The organism is Nonomuraea sp. NPDC051298, assembly GCF_055586305.1.
On the sequence record NZ_JBVJIM010000020.1, the window covers coordinates 1 to 20156 of the forward strand.

The window sequence follows — 20156 nt, forward strand, 5'->3', positions numbered from 1 at the left end:
GGATCGCGGATTTCTACAACGTCAAGCGCAGGCACAGTGCCAACGACGGGCTGCCGCCTGTCACATTCGAGCGCCTGATGATCGAGAAGCGGCAAGCATCAACGGCCCTGCTAAGGACCGCTGTGGCATAGAACCGTCTCCACGGTTTGGGGGGATTGACATCTGTCTCACTTGAGCTTGGCACAGAGGGCAACGCCGCCTCCATTCACCCCGGCAGCAGCCAGGACGAAGACAACGACGACTACTGCCACACCGTTCATGATCAGGACAGGAACCATCAGATCATGAACCGGGGCCACCAATCCGAGTTAACCAGCAGAGTCCTTCGGGAGCCACCGCCGTCATGATCACACTCTTCATCTTGCCTCGTACGTGAAACATCGCAGTGTCCGCGCTCGCGGGGACACTGCGATGTCAAATTCTCGTTCAGATGAATGGCGCGACCCTAGCCGTGCATGCGCATCGCCCAGTTCTGGTCCTGGTTCTGGCTGGCATGCCACTGGATGACCGGCGTACCGTTCGCCTGGCTGCTGTTGGGCACAGCCAGCCACTTGTTGCTGTTGTAATTCTGGAAGCCCCAGCCTTCGCCGGCGCCCATCGAAACCTTCCGCCAACGCTGCTCCGCGCCATCCCCGCACTCCCACTGGATCGCGGCTGCACCGGCGACCTTGCTGGCGTTACCGATGGCCAGGCACTTACCGCTATTGGCGTTGACGAGCCTTGTGCCGCTCCAGTACCAACGCTGCTCGTTGCCCCCATTGCACCCCCACTGGATGGCGCGTGCGCCATTGGCCTTGCTGGCGCCCGCGATGGCCAGGCACAGTTCGGGCGCCCAACCGTTGTAGTTGAGCAGTTCGAACGTGGCGGCGCTGGCCGATGCCGTGCCAGTGAGCGACGTCACCGACGCGACCACACCAACCGCCATGGCGATGGAGGTCTTCCGGAAAATCTTGTTCACAGGACGCCCTTCCGATCAATTGAATGGCTTGACTTCTGCGGATAAACTTTGGGTGAAGAGAAAATGTCGTCCCGGCGACGGCCCGGTGTCATCCTCAGCCGAATGTCGGCGAAGGTGGGCACGGGGCTGTACGGCGAGCTCTTCGCCTCAGAAGCTGTAGCGGTCGAAGTAGATCACCCTCACCGCTCGTCGTCCAATATCGGTAGGAGCCGATCCTCGATAGCGAATCGGATATCATGCCAGCCCAGCCTGCCCGCCATCGAGCTCAAGCCACTCGACGCCGCCGCCATCCGTGACTATCTGACCATCACCACGAAACCCGGATGACGGGGACGGGGTTGGCTTGCTCACGGGTGGACAGACAAGCTAGGGCGAAGCGCATCACCAGCGAAGTTTTGCCGGCGCCGGGTTCGCCGAGCACGACCAGGCGTGTCCGGGGGAGTTTGCTGCGAACTGTGTGATAAAGATCGTCCAGGCTGCCGTTGAGATCGATGGGCAGATCATTACCGCCGATGACCCGCCAGTGGTCGCTGACCGGCGGACCGACCGTACGCCAGGAGACGGGCAGAGGCTCCGGGTCCAAGAGGCGCTGCCGCAGCTCCTCCGACTTCCAAGTCTGCTCCAACGTAGTGGCCAGCCGCTCGGCACGCGCTGCTACCGTGTCCGCCCCGGGCTCGGCCACCTCCAACATACCGAGATCGCCCCTGCGCTTGGCCCCCTGCCTTAACCAGCCGATCACCGCCGCCGAGGCGACGAGGGCGGTGACGACGAAGCTGAAAATGCTGGCCCACTGGTCGGCGTACTCGCGACCTTGAGAGACGAAGAATACGACCACGGCGATGGCCACGAACGGCACAAGGATGGACGTGGCGATGAATGCCCACCAGTACCAACCGCTAACATCCGAGTTTGAGCGCGCCACGCCAGCCGACACTACTAGGAGAGGCGCGGGAAGTGGTCTCGCGGTGCAGACCCGGTTACATCACACTGGTCGCAGACACAGGTGCAGCTCATATCGTCGGCTGCGGTCCTTTTGGAGCCGCTGCCTGCGTGCAAAGGGCCCCGTCCTGTAGGGAGCAGGGGCACCGTCGTGTTCAAGTCAGCAGGTGGAGAGCATTTCGAGGAGCGCTTCCTTCTCGCTCGGCTGCATGGACAGGCCCCAGTCGTATTTGACGTCGATCCAGGGGCTGGCGTACTCGCAGTAGAAGAAGTCCAGCGGAGGCTTCCATAAGGAGGGGTCCTCGTCACCCTTGGACTGAAGCGCGCGGGTTCTCGGATTCCTCGTCCTGTAGTTGATGGAACCCGTGCGTGGTGCAAGCGCAGGTCCCCGAAAACCGGTCGGAGACGGGAAACCGATGGCTGTCGGCAAACGGCGCCGCCCGAGCCTTCCGAGACTGCCGGAGTGGGGCGCGCTCGTCGTCCGAGCGTTCCTGATCGCGGTGGACTGGTTGGTGAACGGCAACGGGTCCAAGTAGGCGAATGCCCACTTGGACTCGTGAGTCCAGCAAGCTGCCCTCGGCGTAGGTTGGCCACCGGTCGAGGGCATCTTGTTGTCTTCCCACTGTAGAAGCCGCTCGGCGTCGCCGCCGCTCAGGTCGATCCCGTACGGCGGGACGTCAGGCCAAGCCCGAGGAGGAAGGGCCACGGCTCACCGGTCCCCCCGTGGCGCTGGGCGACCGGCACGCCGTCGCTGTGACCGCCGTCACCATTCCCAGGTGCGCTGCTGCCAGTTCTGCTCCGGGTTCGTATTGCTGTGCCACTGGATGACCGGCGCACCGTTGCTGTGACTACCGTTGCCAATGGCCAGGTACATGTTGCTGTTCTCATTCCGAATGCCCCAGCCTCTTCCGGAGCCCGCGGAAATCCTTTCCCAGTTCTGCTCCGGGTTGTAGTAGCCGCCGCCCGGACAGGTCCACTGGATTGCGGGCGCGCCGGCGGCCAGGCTGCCGTTTCCAATGGCGAGACACTTGCCGCTGTTGATGTTCCGCAGCATCGTGCCCTCCCAAATCCAGATCTGCTCCCGTCCGCCGTTGCAGGGCCACTGGATGGCGCGCGCGCCATTGGCCGTGCTGCCGTTCTCGATGGCCAGGCACTTTCCCAATTCGCCATTGAAGGAGCGCAGGGTGAACCAGACGGCGTCGGCGTTGGCCGGTGCGGCGCCGACAACCGACGTCGCCACGACGACCGCGCCGGCCCCCATGGCCATCGCGACCTTACGGGAAATCTTGCTCACGATTTACTCCCGATGAATGAATTGAAGCCGATGAAAAATCCACTTGACCTGCGAAACGAACGCGGAATTCGCGCCGACCGCAATGGATGCGCAGCCTCTCCTGCTGGCGATCTGGAGCGTACTGCAGTCACGGCTGCCGTAGATCGCTCGATTCTGTGGGAAAGATCACATGATGGAGACCCAACCTTTTCCCATCGCCGATGGCCAGGCCACTCGTAAGCATTCAGAGGTTCAGTGACGCTGGGTGATACGTGCTGATCAGGCGTCGAGTGCGACCGGCGGCATCCAGAGGTTGCCGGTAAAGGCGCGGTGGATCGCCTCGAAGGCGCTCAGGCGGTGCTTGCGGGCGCAGTGCGCGGCACCATCTTCGGATTGATGGCAGCCGGAGATCTTCACCTGCGTCTTGACCGGGCGCAGCGCGCGCTCCCCGGTGTTGTTCGTGAACGGCACCCAGCCGGGGAAGTCGGCGAAGCGCAGCACATCATCAGCCCGGTCCCGCAGCCGTTCCAGCAGGTTACGGGCCGGGGACTGTTTCCGCCCGGGGGCGCGGGGATGCAGCGACAGCCCGACCACGATCCCGTGATGGAAGGATTCGAGGTAGATCCGCGCCCGCTCGGGCGGGATCTCGGCCAGGCCCTTCTCGCGGGCCTTGATGGCCTGCTTGTTCAACTCGGCCAGCGCCCACCGGATCTGCGCCGGCCACCGCTGACCGGGATGATCCTCGGCCGCCGCAGTCAGCTCCCTGACCAGATGTGCCCCGCACAGTTGGTGACGAGCATGCGGCTAGCCATTGTAGAGCGACAGCGAATCATGCACCAGCACCCCGCGGAACTCGGGCAGGATGCCGAGGGAGTTGGCGCCCTGCCGGGAGCGTTCGCCCAGGCCAAGCAGGGTCAGGGTGGTGGTGCAGGCCACGTGCAGCCAGCGGCGCGCCGCTCCGATCCGGGTGGTGGTCTCATCGACGTGCAGCACATACGTGAGTGTCAGCAGCGCGCGGATCACCTTGATGCTGCCGGCGACCAGCGTGGCGGCCTCGGCCAGGATCGACGACACCCAGCCGGGCGAGACAGAAGTAGCGCGCCACATGGGTGCCGCCCACACCGACCGCTGGCTTCATTTCACGGCTGAGACGGGCCCGGCCGAGTTCGGTGATCCGGCGACGAGCGACGGTGACGGCGTCCGCGCGGGCCCGCGCGTCCGGCGCGTCGTCTCTCGGCCAGCCGATGCGGGCACACTGGAGGGTCTCCAAGTCGCCGTGCCCGGTGCGCAGGTAGGCGCGGCCCGGCCGAGCAGTACGCCGTGGGCACGGCGTACCTCGCCGGATTTTTTCCGGCTCGTCCAGGGCGGCGAGCGGCAACCGCAGCGCGGCGAAGGTGTTGGTAATGGTGAGCCAGACCAGGCGGAGGAGCACGAACGATCATCCTGCCGTACGCGGTTCCGTCCCCCGCCCAGGTCCTGACTCTGCGACGGATTCACGTGGCGTACGCGAGTTCCAGTCGCCCGGGGATGTGATTATCGGCAGGCGCACAGCCCCAACGGCCGAGTTCCGGGCACCTATTGCACTGCGTCGCAAGCCTCTGGACCGGGACTAGCGCATACGCTGTGCCCAGTCCTGGTTGAGGGTCTCGGCTCTCCGCACCTGGATGGCCGGAGCGCCATTCCTGTTGTCATCGCCGATGGCCAGCCACAGCTCGCTGTTCACGTTCTGGATGCCCCAGCCGTCCTCGGGGCCGTCTGAAACCCTTCGCCAACGCTGCTCCGAGCCACCGTCACACGACCATTGGACCGCGGCTACGCCGATGGCCTTGCTGGCGTGAGGGATGGCAAGACACTTGTCGCTGCCATAGTTGACGAGCAGCCCGTTGCTCCAATACCAAAGCTGCTCGAAGCCGCCGTTGCAAGTCCATTGGATCGCGGCCGCGCCGTTGGACTTGCTACCATTCGCAATGGCCAGGCACCTGTCGATGTCGCCGATACGGTTGAAGCTCACCAGCTCGAACAAGGCCAGCTTCGTGGTCTTGGCCGATGCCGTACCGCTGGAAAGCGGCGTTACCATGGCCGTCACGACCATCACGGCGATCATTACCCGCCGTAGAAACCCGTTCACAGATTAACCCTTCGTTGTACGTCTGGCTACCGAGGGGGTGATGGCCGACCAAGATTCTCTCGTCCGAGATGCCGTCTGGTCCACACGGCGGGCATGATCTTATCGTTAACAGTAGGTAGCGCCTACACGTGGCTGCGCACCGTCCGCACCCCCTGCCGTCGCGCGCCCCGTACGGGAGGTCCGCCTCACCGGCGGCATCTACATCGGTGACCTGGCGTACTCCGACGCCCGCGTCGGCAAGGCCGAACAGGTCTCCGTCCAGGGCCTCACCCGCCTCGTCGTCACCGACGACGAAGCAGCCTGAGCGCGGCCTCCAACGACGAGCCCGGCACGGCGGTGAACACCACCAGCCGCTGCCTCTCGTCCTCGGGGAGCCGCATCAGCTCATCCGCGAGCGTCATCGCACCGGCCACCGGATGCCGATACTCCCGCGAATGATGAGCACCCGACCGCACCGGATGCGCCGCCCACAAGGCGTCGAACTCCCGGCTCCGCACCGCCAACTCACCCACCAACTCGGCCAGCGCCGCATCATCCGGATACCTCCCCGAGATCAGGCGAAGGTCCGCCACCGTGTCACGCGCCTTCCCCCACCAGTCGGAGAACAACTCACGCGTACGCCCGTCGAGAAAGAACAACCGCGCCCAGTTCGGCCGAGTAGCCGGACACTCCGGCGCCCGAAAATCAACATGCCCCGCCAGCAACGCATGCGCCATCCGATCCAAACCAGCACATCGGTCCGCCGCCCCAACACCAGCGCAGGCACATCCCCAAACGCCTCCACCATCACCCGCACAGCGTCCCGCACCCGTTCCGGCCTCGTCCCGTGCTCTGGTCTCGTCCCGGGCCTCGGGTGCGCGAGGGCGCGCAGATGCGCCCGCTCGTCGGCGTCCAGCCGCGACACCCGCGCGACCGCGTCGAGCATCGCGTCGGTCGCGTCCGAGATGCGGTGTAAAAGGGAACGAGCGTAGGTTGCCGTGCTGAACCGTCCAAAGTTCGCACAACGCAAGGACCTACGCTCGTGGCACGCACACTACCGCCCGTTCAGGCCATCCGCGCCGAGATCGACGCCCTGTTCACCGAAGGTCGTGACCTGGTCGAGGTCATCGAGGACGTCGCCCGTCTCGGTGCCCGCCTGATCATCCAGACCGCCGTCGAAGCTGAGGTGGACGCCTTCCTCGGCCGCGTGCGCTACCAACGTGCCAACGCCGCCACCAGCAGCAGCAGCGACGAGGCGCACGCCGTACGGCCCGGCCACCGCAACGGGCACTGCCCGACCACGATCAAGACCACCACCGGGCCGGTCACCATCGCCCGGCCCAAGCTGCGCGGCACCACCGAGAAGTTCGCCTCCCGCCTGTTCGGTGCCGGCGTGACCCGCACCAACGCCCTGCAGACCCTGGTCATCGCCTCCTTCGTGCGCGGCCTGTCGGTACGCGACGTCGAAGGCGCCCTGGCTGATGCTCTCGGCCCCGAGGCCGCCCTGAGCAAGTCGACCGTCTCGACCATCTGCCAGGCCATCGTCGCCGAGTACGACGCCTGGAGCCGTCGCGACCTGACGAACGTCGAGCTGGACTACCTGTTCCTGGACGCCAGTCACTTCAAGATGCACCATGGGCAGCGCGCCGAGCCGGTGCTGGCCGCCTGGGGCATCACCACCGAGGGGAAACCCGTCTTCATCGGCCTGTCGGCCGCCGCGGCCGAGTCGACCGACGCCTGGCACGACTTCCTGACCGATCTGGCCGCCCGCGGGCTGCGTCCGCCGCTCCTGGTCGTCTCCGACGGCGCGCCCGGTCTCATCGCCGCTGCTGAGCAGGTCTTTCCCCGCTCGCTGCGTCAGCGCTGTGTGATCCATAAATGCCGCAACGTCCTGTCGAAGATCAGTGCCGGCGACCAGGCCGAGGTCAAAGCCGCCTTCTGGAACATCTTCGACACCAGCAGCCTGGAGAACGACGACAAGGAGATCGAGCCCGGCCCGGGCCTGGTGGCGTGGGCGCAGGCCCGCATCGACGCCTTCTCCGAGACGTCGGCTGGACGCTACCCGGCCGCGGTCAAGAGCCTGCTGACCGACCGCCAGAGCCTGACCACCTACCTGCGCTTCCCACCCGAGCACCACAAGCGCATCCGCCATTCCAACTTCATCGAGCGCACCTTCGGCGAGACCCGCCGCCGGGTCAAGGTCATCGGCCGCTTCCCCGGCGAGACCAGCTGTGTCTCGCTGGTCTGGGCGGTGCTGGACCGCGCCGCCCGCGGCTGGCGCGGCTTCGCCATGACCAGCAAGGGACTGCGCACCCTGCAGGACCTGCGCCGCGCCCTGCTGTCCCCACCCACCCCGCTACACCCGGCGGCCACCGCATCGTCCGACTCGACACCCGAGACGACTGCCGCCTAAGATCAGCCCACGGCACCTGCCTCGTTGAGCCTTTTACACCGCTCCGAGGACGCGACCGCCGCACCTTGGCCCCACCGGCTCGATCACGCTGCTCGGTGCGATCACCGCCCGTTCCGGCATGTCCGGCACCGCCGGCATCGCGGCGATCAACGGAGCGGTCGAAGCCCTCGTTAAGCCCCTCGCGGTGGAACTTGCACCCATCCGGGTCAACGGTGTCTCACCCGGCCTCGTCGACACGCCCTGGTGGAGCGGCCTGCCGGACGACGCCCGGCAGGCTTACTTCGCCCAGGCCGCCCAGGCGCTACCCGCCCGGCACATCGCAACCGCCGACGACGTCGCCGACGTCGTGGTCGTCGCAGCGACGAACGCCAACATCACCGGCACGATCATCGAGACCGATGGCGGAGCCCGCCTGGCGTCCCTGGGCTGAACGAGCCCGCAACCGGCCCCCGACCGCACCGGACAGACGTGATCGGCAAAGAGCCCATGGCCAGGTGTCGTCCGGTGCGATCGAGGACCGCCCTTCCAGCGATCTTAGCCCGGCGTTTCATGGGCTCTAGCTATTTCCAGGACACACCAATGCTCAGGCGTAAAGGATGCCGAGGCGTTCATTCAGGCTCGCGATGAAGGCCGCGAGCCTTTCATGATCGGGCGCCTGGCCCCGGCACACGTAGATCCGTTCCCGGAAGCCGCGACGCCAGTCGAGGTCCGAACCGGGGGAGACCTGGAGATCGAACCGGTTCACCTCCGGCAGTTTCCTGACCTCGGCCACGCGTGGCGCTTCCAGCAGGATTTTGGCGTCGATCGGCGCCAGCCCGAAGTACTGGTAGACGACCTCGCCGCAGGGGACGAGCGCCACGGGTACCGGATCGCCCAGCGCGACCCGGGCGGCGAGCGCGATCATGTCGAGGCCGTGCGCTCGCTGGAACAGGTCGTGGATGTGGCCCCCCATGCGGCCATTGACCTCAATGATCTGGGGGCCGTCCGCAGTGAGCATCACCTCGGTGTGGCAGATCGAGTCCCCCACGCCGAGAGCATGCAACGCACGTGTCGTCACGTCCAAGACGGCGGGCTCGTCCACGATGCCGCCGAGCGGGGGCAGGTAGCCGCCGCGCTCACGAAATGGCGGCATGAAGCCGAACTTGCCGGTGATCCCCACATGTGTCACTTCGCCTTGGAGGATCAGCGACTCGACGGAGACGAAGCCGCCCCATGGCGGCCGAACGTCGGCGGGTGCCAACCGGGCCTCCAGCACGTAACCGTCGTCGGGTGGGACGCGGCTGGACACGAGGGCGGCGGCCAAGTCGAGCAGTTCGGCTCGGTCGGCCACGGGGTAAGTGTGCGTTCCCCCGACCCCGCGGTTCGGCTTCAGCACGGCGGGAAAACCGACCTGTTCGGCGGCAAGCTCGGCGGAGCGCAGGTCCGTGATGAGTGCCGATGGCGTGTGCCCGACGCCTCGCTCATTGAGTACGGCCCGCTGCCGGTGCTTGCGGGTCAGCGTACGGGCCACGTCGACCGGGTGGAACGCCAGGTCCAGCTGTTCGGCCAGTACGGCGGCGGCCTCAAGCTGGAAGTCACTGAACGTCAGGACACCGGCGACCTTGGCGTCGGCGGCGGAGTTGAGGTCGCGCACCTCGGCCACGTCCTCGATCATGTCCCGGATGCCGGTGTTGTGCTCGGACTCGGGCAGAACGAAGACGGGCTCCGCCACCCCTTCGAGGCTGGTGATGATGTCGACTGGCGACGCCGCGCCGATGTCGTAGAGGACTGCGATCCGTTGCATGGCAACCTCTCAGGTGGACGGGCCCTCTTGCACCAGGTTCAGCAGCTCCGACAGGGTGCGGCTCGGTTTGCTTGACATTTTCGGCGCGGCGGTGGGTGAGGTGACGCGGGCCGCGATCCACCGCGCTATCGTCGCCACGCTGGCGTTGTCGGCAAGCGTGGCGTAGTCGAAAAGTACGCCGAACCGCTCCCTGATCCGGCTGATGAGCCGCAGCCCCATGAGCGAGTGCCCGCCGAGCGCGAAGAAGTTCTCGTGCGGGTGGCTCGGGGCGGCGCCGAGGACGTCCCTCCACAGCTCGGCCACCTCGGGTTCGAGCTCACCGGAGAAGACCTGCGGCGACCCGGCCGGTTCCTGCGGCTCCGGCCGCTCGACGGCGGTGACGCGCGCGACCCAGTCCTCGTGGCGTTCCCGCACGTCCGCTTTGGAGACGATGGTCAGGGCGGTGTCCGCGTGGCGGACGATGGTCTCGACCATGCGCACGGCCTCGTCGCCAGCTAGCGCGAAGCGGTCCAGTGGACTCGTCACGGTTCGCTCCGGCTCGCCGTCCAGCCGCCAGCCGTCCCAAGCCGCTGCCAGCCAGCGGTCATCCCCTTGGCGCCACTGTTCCTCGGCGAACGTCTCCATGGCGGTGTTCGCGGCCGCGTACGCCGCCAGCCCGGGACCGCCGAACCGGGAGGCGTTGGAGGAGAACAGCAGGCAGAAATCGTGTTCTCGGCCGCGCAGCGCGCGGTCGAGCGCGACCGCGCCGTGCAGTTTCGGCCGCAGTTGCGTCTCGAAATCGGCGTCGGACAGGGCGGCGCCGAGCGTGCGCATTGATGGTCCCGTGGTCACCGCCGCGCCGTGGAACACGCCGTGAACCGCGCCCAGACGGTCGAACAGGCTGGTGAGCGCCTCTTCGTCCTCGGCGTCGCAGCGCACGATCTCAAGCTGGCCGGCGAGCTCGGCCAGCAACCGGTCCAGCGCGGCGGCGGTGAGCGGCGGCAGGCTCGAGGTGGCGTCCTCGCGTTCTCGCCTGCTGGTCAGGACGACGCGGGCGCCGTAGGCCCGGCGCAGATGCCGGGCAATGTGGAGGCTGAACCGGCCGAGACCTCCGGTGAACACGTAGGTGCCCGCGTCCCTGAAGTCTCGGATCGGGCGGCGGTGCCCGTCGGCGCCGGCGGGCACCAGCGCCGCGCCCCACCTGCCGCTGGGACGCACGGCACGCAGTGACTGGTCGGGAGCCTCCGCGATCTCGCGCAGAACGGTTTCGGCCGGCACCCAGGGAGGCAGATCGACGGCCTGCCAGCGCAGCCCCGGGTGCTCTTGCCCCAGCACCCTCAGAGCGCTGATGGTCCCTGCGCGTTCCGGGTGGACCATGTCGCCGTCGTCCACGACTGCGGCCTGAGTGGTCAGCAGGACCACGTCGAGCCGCTCCGGGCCGAGCACTTCGAGCGCGGTGCTGACTAGGTGGACGGCCTGCGCGGTGCCGGTGTCCAGGCCGATCACCAGGCGTGTGTGGGCGTCGTCACTGCCCAGTACGGTCCGCAGCTCGTCCGGGCCGGAAACCTGGGCGGTGCCCGGAAGGTCGTCTCCGGTGTGCACCATGCGCAGCCCCGGGAGGGTACGGGCCTGGCGAAGCCGGGGCAGCCGGGTCCAGCTTGGTGTGGTCAGCCAGGAGACCGGGTCGGTGAGCAGGCTGCTCCGCGCCGGGCGGCTGTTTGTGGGCCAGTGCCGGGTGCGGGCGAATCGGTAGCCGGACAGCGGTGTCTTGCGGAATGTGGCCCCGCCGTACAGGGCGCGCGGGTCCAGCGGCACCCCGGCGCAGTGGAGTTGTGCGAACGCCTGGGCCAGCACCTCGCCGTCGTCAGTCTCTTCCCGCGCGGATCGCATCGACCGGATCGTGGTCACCGTACGATGACCACCCTCGGCGCCGTTCTGTGCGACGGCGCGGGCGAAGCCGCTCAGCGTCTGACCGGGTCCCACCTCCAGGAAGGTCGCGGCGCCCGCGTCCAGCAGGGTGCGTACCCCGTCGGCGAAGCGGACGGTGCGCAACAGATGGTGGACCCAGTAGTCCGGATCGGCCAGGTCGCCTTCCGTGATCGGCAGGCCGGTGACGTTGGAGATCCATGGGATCGCCGGAGCGGCGAACGTGGTCCCGCGCAGCTCCGCCCGGAAGCGATCGACGATGGGCTCCAGCAGCGTCGAGTGCGCGGGGACGCCGATGGCTACCCGCCGGTTCTCTATCCCCGCTGCGGTCAAGCGGGCGGCGAGCGTGGCGATTGCGGCTTCACCGCCGGAGACCGTGCACAGGTCGGAGGCGTTGACCGCAGCGAGCGACACCTCATCGAGGTGCCCGCCCGCGCGCAGCATGTCCGGGCTAGCCTGGACGCTGAGCATGGCGCCCGGTATCTCGGCCATGAGCTGCGAGCGACGCGTCACGAGCCGCAGCCCGTCGGCCGGGGACAGGGCCCCGCCGATGACCGCCGCGGCGTACTCGCCGAGGCTGTGCCCGATCTGCCAGGAGGGGCGCACGCCCCGCTCGATGATCGATCGCGCCAGCGCGACCTGGACCACGTGGATGGTGCACAGGCCGGTGATCGTGTCGTCGAGCGGCGCGCCGCCCTCCAGCACATCGGTGATCAGGTCGGCGCCCGTCAACTCCGTGAAGGAGCCCCGGAACGCCGAGACGTGCTCGGCGAAGACAGGGTCGGTGGCCAGTAACCGGCGCGCCATGCCCTGGTACTGGGAGCCGCCGCCGGTGTACATGAACGTGACGGGCGGATCCGTCTCCTCGCTCGTTCCGGTGACGAGATGGCGGGTGGACCTCGTACGTGCCGAGGCCGCGATCCCCTCAAGATCGGGACCGATCACGACGGCCCGATACGGCCGCAACGAGCGGCCATTCAGCAACGTGGCCGACACGTCCGCGGCGGTCAGGGACTCCGCGGGCAGGGCCTCGAGGTCATCGGGCAAGGCGTCCAGCATGGCCGTGAGCGACTCCGCCGAGGAGGCGCTGAGCGGCGCGAGGAAATGGCCGCCGATAGGGCGGCGCTCCCCGGCCGGAGCGCCGGGAACCGGCGGCGCCTCCAGGACAGCGTGGGCGTTGGTGCCGCCCAGCCCGAGCGCGGTCACCGCGGCGACTCGGCGGCCGGGACGCGAGGGCCAGGGCAGGGCCGTGCCGGTGAGGTACAACGGGCCGCCGAACAGGCGCGGGTTCGCGGCGTCCGGCTGCGGTGGGATGAGGGCGTGTCGCACGGCCAGCGCCGCCTTGATCAGCCCGGTCACACCGGCCGCCGCGTCGAGGTGCCCGACGTTGCTCTTCACCGAGCCCAGGGCGCAGCTTCGCTCACCGTCGTCCGCACCGTCATAGACGGCGCGCAGGGCGGCGATCTCGATGCTGTCCCCGAGCGGGGTGCCCGTGCCGTGTCCTTCCACGTACGCGACCTCGGCCGAGCTGACCCCGGCTAACTCCAGAGCCGAACGCATCGCCGACGCCTGCCCCGCCTCGCTGGGCGCGGTGTAACCGATCTTGTCGCGCCCGTCGTTGTTGACCGCGGTCGCCTTGATGACAGCCTGGATCCAGTCGCCCGCGGCGACCGCGTCGCCGAGCCGCTTCAGCACGACCGCGGCGGCGCCGTTGCCGCTGAAGACCCCGCGCGCGTCCGCGGTGTAGGGGCGGCACCGGCCGTCGGGCGAATAGATCCCGCCTTCGGTGTAGAGCTGGCCGCCCACCTGCGGGAACCGCACAGCTACGCCGCCGGCCAACGCTACGTCGCATTCGCCGGCCAGCAGGCTCTGACAGGCCAGGTGCACGGCGACCAGGGAGCTCGAGCAGGCGGTCTGCACCGTCATGCTCGGGCCGGTCAGGTTCAGCTTGTAGGAGATCCGGGTGCTCAGGAAGTCGATCTGGTTGCCGAGGCCGACGAGCATGCCTTCCTTCCAGTCGCTGTCGTCCCGCCCGGCGCGCAGGACGACCTCCCGATAGGTGTTGGTGCTGCAACTGGCGAACACGCCCACGGGCTCGGTGAATCGGTCGGGCGCGTATCCGGCGTTCTCGACGGCGTTCCAAGCCACCTGGAGGAAGATCCGCTGCTGCGGATCGATGTACTGCGCCTCCAGGGGCGAGTAGCCGAAGAAGGCCGCGTCGAACCGGTCCGCGTCGGACAGGACACCGCGCACGCCGACGAAATCCTGGTGGCCGATCATGTCCGGTGGGAGCCCGGCGGCCAGCAGCTCGTCCCGGCTGAAGCCGGTCGCGCACTCCTTCGCCGTCAAGACGTTGCGCCAGAACGCGGTGACGTCATCCGCGCCGGGGAAGCGCCCGGCCATGCCGATGATCGCGATGTCCAGATCACTCATTGCCTTGCCTTCTCCTGCGTAGGTTCGCGAGTGCGCCCGCGCGGGACGGGCGGACGGCCGAGACGGTCGATTCCTGAGGCCCGCGGCCGTCCAAGACTGCGGCCAAGGCGGCGATGGACGGGCTGCGGAACAGCTCCAGCAGCTCCATGCCCGCGCCGAACTCCGCGGTGATCCGCGCGTGCAGGTCCACCATCAGGAGCGAGTGCCCGCCCGCGTCGAAGAAGTTCTCCGTCCGGCCGATGCGGGCACGGCCGAGGACCTCCGCCCACAGCCGGTGCAGCCGCTGCTCGGTCTCGCCCGCCACCGCTGGGGAGCGGGCGCCCTCTTGCGCGGCGGGCAGATCGCGCAGAAGAGCGGCCCGGTCGAGCTTGCCGTTGGGGGTGAGCGGCAACTGGGCGCGCACGCTGATCCGGTCGGGGATCATGTACGCGGGCAGGGTCTCGTGCAGCGCGGCACGGACGGCGTGCGGGGTGACACTCTGGCCCGCCACGTGGGCGACGAGGCCGTCGAAGCCGGGTTGCTTGACGCGGAGCACGCAGGCGTCGCCGACGCCGGGGATCTGCTTGATCACCGCTTCGATCTCGCCCAGCTCCACGCGATACCCGCGGATCTTGACCTGTCCATCGTCCCGGCCGCGGTACTCCAGCACCCCGTCACGCCGCCGTACGGCGAGGTCGCCGGTGCGGTATAGGCGTGCGCCCGGCTCGTACGGATGGGGCACGAACCGCTCGTCGGTGAGCTCGGGCCGGTTCAGGTAGCCGTGCGCGAGGCCGAGGCCCCCGATGAACAGCTCGCCCATGACTCCGGCGGGGACCGGCTGCAACCGCTCATCGAGCACGTACGCGGTGGTGTTGGCTATCGGCCGCCCGATGGGGACGTCGCGGCACGTGGGATCCTCTGCCACGTCGAAGAAGGTGCAGCCCACCGTGGCCTCCGTCGGCCCATACTCGTTGATCACGCGGCTGTGCGCCAGCCACGGCCGTACCGCGTCGAGCGTCAGCGCCTCGCCCCCGACAACCAGGCATCTGGCCGGCGCGCGGCGAGGCAGGACGTCGGCGAGCGCGGTGTTGAGTAGCCGCAGGTGCGCGGGCGTCACCTTGACGACCTGGTACGGCTGCGCGGCCCCGGCCAGCGCCGTCAGCAGGTCGGCCACCTCGTCTCCGGCGGTGAACTCGACGCGGGCGCCCGCGACGAGAGGGGCAAGCATAGTCGTCACCGTCAGGTCGAAGGTGATGGGGGAGTGCAGCAGCACGGGCGACCCCGCGACGATCCCGTACTCGACGCACGCCCACGTCACGTAGTTGACGACGCCTCGATGCGGCACGAGAACGCCCTTGGGACGGCCGGTGGATCCGGAGGTGTACAGGACGTAGCAGAGCCAGTCGCCTCCCGGGGCTGGCGCGGAGGGGAGAAGGCTGGAGGAGGCGGGGCCGGAGGGAGCGGGGTCACGGATGTCGACCAGGCGCACGGCACTGCCCTCGATCGCGTCACCGAGGTTGCCCGGCGCGACCGGCCCGGCCACGAGGATCTCCCGCAGCCCGGCATCGGTGATGATCTGCCGCAGCCGGACGCTCGGCAACTGCGGGTCGAGCGGCACGTAGGCCCCGCCTGAGCGCATGACACCGACGATCGCGATGACCGACTCCGGGATCCGCTGCGCCCACACGCCCGTCAGCCCGCCGCCGAGCCGCGCGGCGACGGCGGCCGACCACGTGTCCAGCTCGCCGTAGGTGACGACGCGCTCGCCCTGCCGCAGGGCCTCGGCGTCCGGGTCCCTGCGCGCGTGGCCGAGGATCAGCTCGTGCACTCCGCGTTCGAGGTCGGGATCCCGCACGGCGGTCTGGCCGGAGGTGGCGAGCAAGGCATCGAGCTCGTCCGCGCGGAGCATCGGCGCGGTGGCGACCGTCAGGGATGCGTTCGCAGCGAACGAGGCGGCGAGCCGGACGAAGCGCTCCGCCATCGCCGCGATCGTCTCGCGGTCGAACAGCGCGGCGTCGTAGTGCCACCACCCCGTGAACGAGCCGTCCGCCTGGTCGTCGAAATCGACCGACATATCGTATTTGGACAGCGAGTACGGCAGCGCGAGCGGTTCGGCCTCAAGACCGCCGGCCGACCACGCGACGGCGCGGGAACCGGGCACCCCGGCCCCGAACGCCACCTGGAACAGCGGCGAATAGCTGAGGTCCCGCACCGGATTGACGGCCTCCACGACCTTCTCGAACGGCGCATCCTGGTGCGCCAGCGCATCCAGCACCGCCTGCCGCACCCGGTCGAGCAGTTCCCCGAACGACGGGTCCCCACCCAGATCGGCCCGCAGTACCACGGTATTGACCAGCGGCCCCACGACGTCATCGAACTCGGGGCGATCCCGCCCTGCCACGACGGTGCCCACGCTCAGGTCGCTCTGCCCGGTGTGCCGGCGCAACAGCACGAAGAACACCGAGAGCAGGACCATGAAGGAGGTGGCGCCGTGCCGCTCGGCAACCTGGCGCAGGGCGGCGCCGTTGGCGGCGTCCACCTCGAACCGGACGCACGCGCCGCGGTGGGCCTGTTCGACCGGGCGCGGCCGGTCGAGCGGCAGCTCCAGTGGCCGCGCGCCGCCGAGCCGGTCGCGCCACCAGTCCAGGAGCTCGCTCAGCCGCTCGCCGGTGAGGTGGTCGCGCTGCCAGCGGGCGAAGTCGAGGTACTGGACCGGGGACGCCGGGCCGGACAGGCCCTGATAGGCGGCGTGCAGGTGGCGGCTCAGCACACCCACTGACCAGCCGTCGATGGCGATGTGGTGCACGCAGGCCATGAGCAGGTGGTCGTCGTCGGCCAGCCGGATCAGCTCGGCGCGAACCGGCGGGCCGGCGGCCAGGTCGAACGGTAAAGCGGCCAGCGATGAGGCCATCTCGAGTGCGGTGCCCTCGTCGGGCGCCGCACGTACCGGGACATCGAGGAAGCGGCCGTCCGGATGCGCGACCACCTGGCGGCAGCCGTCGGGCGCGGACTCGTAGCGGGTGCGCAACACCTCATGACGGGTCACAACGGCACGCACGGCGGAGGTGAGAGCCGCGCAGTCGAGCGGGCCGCGCAGCCGCACGGCGATCGGGACGTTGTAGGCGGCGCTGTCCGGGGTGAGCCGCTGGAGGAACCACAACCGCTTCTGCACGAACGACACCGGATGCCGCTCACCCGGCGCCCGTGCCGTACGAGGGATGCTCGCCTCGGCCGCCGCGCCGGTGCGCTCCAGCTCTGCCGCGAGCGTGCGTACGGTTGGATGCGTGAAGCACTGGCGTACCGAGGCTTCGAGACCCAGTTCCGCACGGATCCGCCCCACTAGTCGGATCAGCAGCAGCGAGTGGCCGCCTACGGCGAAGAAGTCCTGGTCGACCGCTTCGACCGAACGCCCCAGGAGTTGCGTCCACGCCTCCAACAGCCAGATTTCCATGGGGGTGGTGGGTGCGGAGCGCTGGGGCGAGGCCGGTTCGGACGCCCGCAGCCGGGCGAAATCGATCTTCCCGTTGAGGTTGCGCGGCAGCTCGGGCACGAGCGTGATCGATGACGGCACCATGTAAGTGGGAAGGGAGCCGCGCAGTTGCGCCGTCAGCGCTTCGGTGTCGACCGGTTCGGTCGCGACGAGGTAGGCGGACAGACCGGTGGACGCGGCGGACACCACTGCCTGCGACACCGAGGGGTGCGACGCGAGCGTCGCCTCCACCTCTGACAGCTCGACTCGGTGACCCCGGACCTTCACCTGCGTGTCACGGCGCCCGACGAACTCGATGTTCCCGTCGGCGAGTGTCCTGGCGAGATCGCCGGTGCGGTAGTGGCGCCTGCTCGTCCCGGACGCGCCGCGCACCTCGACGAACCGTTCGGCGGTCAGCTCGGGACGGTGCAGATAACCCCGCGCCACGCCGGGACCCGCGATGTACAGCTCGCCCGTCACCCCCTGGGGCACCGGAAGGCCCTGCTCGTCCAGGATCGCGATGGTGGTGGCGCCGAGAGGGCGGCCGATCGGCAGCGGCCGGGACGAGTCGTCGGCACCGGGCCGTACGGGGTGGATGAGCGAGCCGACGCACGTCTCTGTGGGGCCGTAGTGGTTGAAGAGCCTGCACGCGGCACCTTCGGCGAGGACATCCGCGACGAGTGTTCGCGACGCCGCCTCGCCGCCCAGGATCAGCGCCCGCCGGGGCAGGCGGGGCTGCGCCGCGCCCCGGTACAGCGCCTCGAAATGAGACGGCACGATCTTGAGCACGTCGATGCCGTGCTCCTCGAGGTAGGAGCTGAACCGGTCCGGGTCGGTCGCGGTCTCGTAGTCGACCACGTGGACGCAGCCGCCGCCGACCAGCGCGGCGAAGATGCTCGTGTTGCCCAAGTCCGCCCCCAGGGTGGAGACGGTGGCGAAGTTCAGGCCCTCCAACGCGCCGCCCAGCTCGCGGCGCAGCACGGACAGGATCGATGTGGTGTAGTGCGTCAGCGCCCGGTGCTCCAGCACCACCCCTTTGGGGCTGCCGGTCGTGCCCGAGGTGTAAATGACGTAACAGGGGCGAGAACCGCCGGGCACGCGTTCTATCAGGCGTTGCGCGCGGCATGTGCCAAGATCGAGGACGCGCGGAGGGTCGGTGAGCTCCGCCAGGGCCGCCCCCAGGCTCTCCGGCACGGCGCCGTGGACTAGCACGGTCCGCACGCCAGCGTCCTCGATAGCGTAGCGCAGCCGTGCGGGTGGGAGTTCGGGATCGAGGGGCAGGTACGCCCGGCCGGCGACGAGTACCCCCAGCAGTGCGACGACGCCGGCGACCTCGCGCGGGACGCAGATCCCGACCAGGTCCGCACCGTCGTCGGCCAGCTCGGCCGCGATGGCGCCCGACCAGCGGGCGACCTCCCGATAGGTCAAGACGCGCGCGCCCTGCCGCACCGCAGGTGCGTCGGGTGTCCGCGCCGCCTGGCGAAGGAACAGCTCGTGCACGCCGACGTCGTCGAGGCGGACGTCCGCCGCCGGTACCGGGGGATCGTTCCAGGCTGTGGCCAGCTCGCGTAGCTCCGGCTCAGGGAGCATGGCGGCGCGGTCCACCGGGCCGTCCTGCGACAGCTCCGTGGCCAGCCGTACGAAGTGCGCGGCCATCCGCCGGGCGGTCGGCTCGTCGAAGAGCGCGGGGTCGAACTGCCACGAGCCGCGCAGCGAACCGTCTGCCCGCACCTCCAGGTGAACCGATAGGTCCACCTTGGTCAGCCCGTGCGACAGCCGTTGCGGCAGGGCCCGCAGCTCTGGAACGCCCCAGCCGAGGTCGTCCGGCGGCGCGGACCCAGTGCTGAACAGGACCTGGAACAGCGGGTGGCGGCCAGGTAACCGGTCCGGGTTGACCGCCTCGACGACCTTCTCGAACGGGGCCTGCCGGTGAGCGAGCGCGTCGAGCACGGCGTCGCGGACACGCCGTATCAGCTCGCTGAACGACGGATTGCCGGACAGGTCCGCGCGCAGGACAAGCGTGTTGATGTACAGGCCGACCGCGTCGTCGAGCTCGTCGGAGTCGCGGACGGTCACAGGGGTGCCCACGCTGATGTCGCTCTGCCCGCTGTGGCGCCGCAGCAGCACCATGAACACCGCGAGCAGGACCGCGAACGCGCTGGTGCCCTGCTCGCGTGCGAGCTCACGGAGTGCGTCGGCGGCAGCAGCGGGCACGGTGAAGCTGACCAGGCCGCCGCCGTTCGCGCGCGCCTCGGGACGCGCCCGGTCGAGGGGCAGGTCGAGGGCGGGCGCGCCGGCGAGCCGGACACGCCACCAGTCGATCTGGCGGTCGAGCCCACCGTTCAGCCGTTGCGCCGCCGCGTAGTCCACGTACTGCACCGGGTCTGCGGCACGGGCGCCGCCCTGGCCCAGAGCGGCCCGGTAGTCCGCGCCGAGCTCGTCGAGCAGCACGTCGGCGGAGTCGCCGTCGAACGCGATGTGGTGCACGCAGGCCACGAGGAGGTGGTCGTCGTCGGCCAGCCGGAGCAGCTCCGCCCGTACGGGCGGCTGCGAGGTCAGGTCGAACGGCCGGCGCAGGAGGTCGACGGCGGCGGCGTGCGCGGCCTGCTCTCCCGCGCAGTCGCGGACCGCCAGCTCGAAGAATCTGGCGTCCTGCCAGGCCACGATCTGGCGACAGCCCTCGGGAGTGGTCTCGTACACCGTGCGCATGATCTCGTGTCGGCCGATGAAGGAACGCAACGCCTGCTGGAGCGCGGCGACGCGGAGCCGGCCACGCAGGCGCAGGCCCACCGGCACGTTGTAGGAGGCATCCGCGGGATCTGCCTGGGTGACGAACCAGAAGCGTTCCTGCCCGTACGACACCACATGACGAGCGCCTTGCGCCCGTGGGACCGGCC

The 20156-nt window shown here is 69.0% G+C and carries 9 protein-coding genes and 2 pseudogenes; 2 read left to right on the top strand and 9 right to left on the bottom strand.

All coding sequences use genetic code 11. The annotated features are described in order from the left end of the window. Positions 1-445 precede the first annotated feature (445 nt). The 6 genes and pseudogenes from ACZ6S0_RS39400 to ACZ6S0_RS39425 all read right to left on the bottom strand — a co-directional run bounded on the left by ACZ6S0_RS39400 (position 446) and on the right by ACZ6S0_RS39425 (position 6014). Complete coding sequence (locus ACZ6S0_RS39400) at positions 446-958, bottom strand: RICIN domain-containing protein (protein WP_465924431.1); 513 nt, start codon at positions 956-958, stop codon at positions 446-448. A 307-nt stretch (positions 959-1265) separates the two neighbouring features. Further along, entirely contained in the window at positions 1266-1805 is a 540-nt protein-coding gene (locus ACZ6S0_RS39405; RefSeq protein ID WP_465924432.1) for a hypothetical protein, read from the bottom strand. Between the two features lie 855 nt (positions 1806-2660). After that, on the bottom strand, positions 2661-3191 hold the full coding sequence (locus tag ACZ6S0_RS39410; RefSeq protein WP_465924433.1) for an RICIN domain-containing protein: 531 nt from the start codon (positions 3189-3191) through the stop codon (positions 2661-2663). Between the two features lie 258 nt (positions 3192-3449). Further along, positions 3450-4277, bottom strand: a pseudogene (locus tag ACZ6S0_RS39415) (IS66 family transposase). 502 nt (positions 4278-4779) lie between these two features. Beyond that, positions 4780-5274, bottom strand: a complete 495-nt coding sequence (locus ACZ6S0_RS39420) for an RICIN domain-containing protein (protein WP_465924434.1) — start codon at positions 5272-5274, stop codon at positions 4780-4782. Between the two features lie 305 nt (positions 5275-5579). After that, the gene (locus tag ACZ6S0_RS39425) at positions 5580-6014 is read right to left on the bottom strand and encodes an MmyB family transcriptional regulator (protein WP_465924435.1); all 435 of its coding nucleotides are present in this window, start codon (positions 6012-6014) and stop codon (positions 5580-5582) included. 305 nt (positions 6015-6319) lie between these two features. On the opposite strand from ACZ6S0_RS39425, the gene ACZ6S0_RS39430 reads away from it, so the two are divergent. Together ACZ6S0_RS39430 and ACZ6S0_RS39435 are read left to right on the top strand one after the other, a co-directional pair. Next, positions 6320-7690: an IS256 family transposase gene (locus ACZ6S0_RS39430; protein WP_465924436.1), complete on the top strand. Its 1371-nt coding sequence runs from the start codon at positions 6320-6322 to the stop codon at positions 7688-7690. 52 nt (positions 7691-7742) lie between these two features. Then, a pseudogene (locus ACZ6S0_RS39435) lies at positions 7743-8120 on the top strand (SDR family oxidoreductase); the annotation flags it as partial. 153 nt (positions 8121-8273) lie between these two features. Here the strand turns inward: ACZ6S0_RS39435 and ACZ6S0_RS39440 are convergent. From ACZ6S0_RS39440 to ACZ6S0_RS39450, 3 genes are all read right to left on the bottom strand, one after another. Continuing rightward, entirely contained in the window at positions 8274-9401 is a 1128-nt protein-coding gene (locus tag ACZ6S0_RS39440) for an ATP-grasp domain-containing protein (protein WP_465924437.1), read from the bottom strand. Positions 9402-9482: 81 nt separating this feature from the next. Further along, on the bottom strand, positions 9483-13811 hold the full coding sequence (locus tag ACZ6S0_RS39445) for a type I polyketide synthase (RefSeq protein ID WP_465924438.1): 4329 nt from the start codon (positions 13809-13811) through the stop codon (positions 9483-9485). Beyond that, positions 13804-20121, bottom strand: a complete 6318-nt coding sequence (locus ACZ6S0_RS39450; protein WP_465924439.1) for an amino acid adenylation domain-containing protein — start codon at positions 20119-20121, stop codon at positions 13804-13806. Before ACZ6S0_RS39450 ends, ACZ6S0_RS39445 begins: the two co-directional genes overlap by 8 nt. Positions 20122-20156 lie beyond the last annotated feature (35 nt).

Bases quoted from the DNA above. Each gene is read 5' to 3' on its own strand.
- ACZ6S0_RS39420 (WP_465924434.1), bottom strand. From the start codon at position 5,274: ATGATCGCCGTGATGGTCGTGACGGCCATGGTAACGCCGCTTTCCAGC.
- ACZ6S0_RS39425 (WP_465924435.1), bottom strand. From the start codon at position 6,014: ATGGCGCATGCGTTGCTGGCGGGGCATGTTGATTTTCGGGCGCCGGAG.
- ACZ6S0_RS39445 (WP_465924438.1), bottom strand. From the start codon at position 13,811: ATGAGTGATCTGGACATCGCGATCATCGGCATGGCCGGGCGCTTCCCC.